General features: G+C 60.0%; 6 protein-coding genes. All 6 read right to left on the reverse strand.

From position 1 onward, the window contains the following. Window positions 1–350: 350 nt before the first annotated feature. The 6 genes from C7433_RS23455 to C7433_RS23480 all read right to left on the reverse strand — a co-directional run bounded on the left by C7433_RS23455 (window position 351) and on the right by C7433_RS23480 (window position 3081). A complete protein-coding gene (locus tag C7433_RS23455) occupies window positions 351–740 on the reverse strand; it encodes a HigA family addiction module antitoxin (RefSeq protein WP_338130203.1) in 390 nt (129 codons plus the stop codon). Beyond that, the gene (locus tag C7433_RS23460) at window positions 674–955 is read right to left on the reverse strand and encodes a type II toxin-antitoxin system RelE/ParE family toxin (RefSeq protein ID WP_019104686.1); all 282 of its coding nucleotides are present in this window, start codon (window positions 953–955) and stop codon (window positions 674–676) included. The genes C7433_RS23455 and C7433_RS23460 overlap by 67 nt, the downstream gene beginning before the upstream one ends. A gap of 136 nt (window positions 956–1091) precedes the next feature. Continuing rightward, window positions 1092–1937, reverse strand: a complete 846-nt coding sequence (locus C7433_RS23465; protein ID WP_110269059.1) for an N-6 DNA methylase — start codon at window positions 1935–1937, stop codon at window positions 1092–1094. Between the two features lie 48 nt (window positions 1938–1985). Then, window positions 1986–2132, reverse strand: coding sequence for a hypothetical protein (locus tag C7433_RS23470; protein WP_019106772.1), 147 nt, complete (start codon window positions 2130–2132; stop codon window positions 1986–1988). A 94-nt stretch (window positions 2133–2226) separates the two neighbouring features. Then, window positions 2227–2556: a hypothetical protein gene (locus tag C7433_RS23475; protein ID WP_110269060.1), complete on the reverse strand. Its 330-nt coding sequence runs from the start codon at window positions 2554–2556 to the stop codon at window positions 2227–2229. 135 nt (window positions 2557–2691) lie between these two features. Then, complete coding sequence (locus tag C7433_RS23480) at window positions 2692–3081, reverse strand: hypothetical protein (RefSeq protein ID WP_110269061.1); 390 nt, start codon at window positions 3079–3081, stop codon at window positions 2692–2694. Window positions 3082–3128 lie beyond the last annotated feature (47 nt).

Below are 3128 nucleotides of genomic sequence, written 5' to 3' on the forward strand. Positions count from 1 at the left end.
TTGCGGTTCGGCGGAGACGGGCGGCAGCTTTTCCGCCGCCTGTCGGAGTGGGGCTGACGACTGCCCGCCAGGGCAGGAGCCGAAGGGGGCCATGTCCCGGCTGTGGCTGTTGATGTTAATTCAGTAAAGGCAGCAACCACATACTGGCCAGCCCAACCGGCACCGGCACAAAGACAGCAGGGGAATAACGGTCATCAGTGGGAGGCTGAACAGAACGCGACGGGGGAGGCGCGGTGCGTCAGCACCGCCTCTGCCCTGCCCCGCAGGGGCGCGGGGGTGATGCGGCGGTGCAGGCGGGGAACATCCCTGCCGTGGGTGGCAGGGTTACGGCGGCGTTCCGGTCAGGCGTCTTATGCGTCCTTACCGGTCTGCGCGTCTTCTGAGAAGGGGGCCAGGCCAGGGCGCAGCATGACGCCCGACACATCAGTATTTTCCCGCGCCTTGTGCAGGTCGAAAGCGGCCTGCATCGCCAGCCAGAGACGCGCGGCAATGCCTAACCCCGCCTCCAGCCGTACCGCCATTTCGGGGCTGACGGCCGCCTTGCCAGACGCCACCTTGCTCAGCGCCGCCGGAGAGACGCCCAGGTCTTTCGCCATTTTACGCAGGCTCACGTTATTGTCTTCCAGGTACTCCGTAATGAAGCCACCAGGATGCGGGGGATTGTGCATCGCCATCAGTGATAGTCCTCCAGGTTGAGAATGTAAGCGTTGCCGTCGGTAAACTCGAAGGTGATACGCCAGTTGGCCCGCACCGTAATGGCATACAGGTTTTTGCGATCACCTTTGAGCGGATGGAAACGAAAACCGGGATAGCGGCTGAACTCATCCGTCGAACCGGCCTCATCGATGGCCAGCAGTCGCAGCCGGATACGTTCAGCATCCTTTGCCTGAACGCCGCTCGTGTCGCCTTTCTCATAGAGCTTCTGTAACCCTTTGTGCTTCCAGCTTTTGATCATGCTCCATCCCCTTGTTTCCCGTCACGAAACATTATATCAAAGCGTTTCGCATAAGGAAACACTTTGTCCGCACTTTCCCGTCCTGTGACGGGCGACTGTGAACAGCCGCCCGCAGGAGGCGGCCCGACTGAGACGGTTACGGGCCTGCGTTTACCGGCCCGTCAGACAGCGAACGCATGAAATCCATCATCGCGTTAATTCTGCGTTGCGTTTTCAGACGTTCCCCGAAGTCATTGGCGTAATAGACCGGTGTGTAACGCACGCGGCTGAACTTCAACGTCAGCGTGTTGCCGGTGATGACTTCGGCGGGAATACCCAGCAGCGAAAGCTGAATAAACGCCATATCCGCCGCCACCGGATCAATATCAATACAACTGGCAAACATCTGCTCCGAGGGGTTCAGTCCTGCCTCAAGCATGCATTCGGCCACCGCAACCACCATGCCGCCCGCGCCGCAGGTCGGCTCTGACAGCGTAAACAGCCCTTCACGCTTCACGGCTTCCTGTACGCCAGGCATGAGCATGCGCGCCATCAGCGACTGTACGGAGTACGGCGTAAAATACTGCCCCTGCCTGCCGTCGCGGAGCTCCAGCTCCATGAAAATGGCCCCCAGAAAGTCATGAAACTTCGCTTCCAGGGCGCTCACCATCAGGCCGAAAAGCCGGTGAAGGTCGCTGATGTCCTCCGGCCTGTAGCGCTCGCAGATTTTGCGGCAGCGCGCCATGCTTTCCGGTGCGCGGATCGTGGCAAGGTCGAGTTCACTGGCCGCAAGCGCAATAAAGTCACTGAACACGTCCCAGCGGCGCAGGTGTCGGGCCGTGTGCCTGAACACGCTGACGAACTGTTTACGCGCCGTCTCGATACTCATCATGCGGTGCGCGGGTGACGGCTCGCAGGCGGCCGCCGCTACGGGAACGGCAACCGGCACGGGCGCGGGGTCTTCAGCCTGGTTAAAAAAATCGGCAAAATCTAACTGTGACATAAACCACTCCTTAAACAGCCGCCCCGCAGGGAGGCGGCCGGATTTACATCACGCGAGGCCGAGGCCCGCGTTAACCAGGGCAATAAAGAACGGCCATTGCCTCACCTGCATAGCCGGAACGCGGGCGCGTTTCCCGTTACGGCGGGCATTTACAAACGCCTGCGCGTGTGACACGATTTGCGGGTCAAATTGCATGGTTTATCTCTCCATGTTGGTTTTACGATGCCGGATGCGACTTTTTGCGGGGTACACATCCGGCGTGGACAGAGCAGGCTCAGGCCTGCTTTTTTCATTTCTGACTCAGGTCAAAGGCCTCCTTAACGCGCGTCATGATCTGCGCGTGGTCAAGGTTGCTGTAATCCCGCAGCCGGAAGTAACGTGCGCCGGTACGGGCGTAAATGTCGGTCACCTGCCCGCAGTAAAACTCGGCCAGCATGAACGTTTCACACTCCCCGTCTTCACTGCATGACCAGTTCAGGGGATACGCCACGCCCAGCGCGTCGTGAAAGCGGTGAACGTCAATTTCCGCTGGCTCTTTCAGCGCGGCTTTCTCGCGGCCCTGCCAGTAAAGCCGCTCCTCATCGGCGGTGTCTCGCCTGCCGTCGTACAGTGAGGCGATAAACGCCGCCTCCTGGTGATTCCGGCATTTCAGCAGGTCGGCATCAAGGCCGTCAGGACGTCACGGATAATCAGGTTCATGGAGTTCTCCTTGTCTGTGGTTGGGGGGTTACGCCGCCTGTGCGGCGCATAAAAATCACCAGATGTCGTCGCGCCAGAAGTGAAAGCCCGCGTCCAGTTCCGTGCGCAGGTCGTTCAGGGCGTATTCCCATGCGCCCTGCCCTATTTCACCGAACTGCGACAGGGCAATGTCCCGCGCTGCCAGCCACGCCCGAACCAGCGGGAACGGCAGGCGTGGGCGACGGGCTGACCAGTCCGGCACGGCATCACGCAGGGCTTCCGCGAGGTTTAACAGAGAACCGAGCAGCAGTTCCGCACGTTCTCCCTCTTCCATGCCGTCCTCTGCCAGATGGCCCAGAAACGCCAGTGTCTGTGCGACACCGGACGGAAGGCCGTTGACGTTTGTCCGTAAAACCCGTGTTTCGGTAGATTCAGAAGCGGCGGTCTTGACGTTGTGTGTGTTCATGCTGGTTCTCCTCTGTCGGTTGCTGTTATCCATGTTTCGGTGAGTTC

The sequence above is a fragment of the Pantoea sp. PNA 03-3 genome (genome assembly GCF_003201175.1).
Classification (GTDB): Bacteria; Pseudomonadota; Gammaproteobacteria; order Enterobacterales; family Enterobacteriaceae; genus Pantoea; species Pantoea stewartii.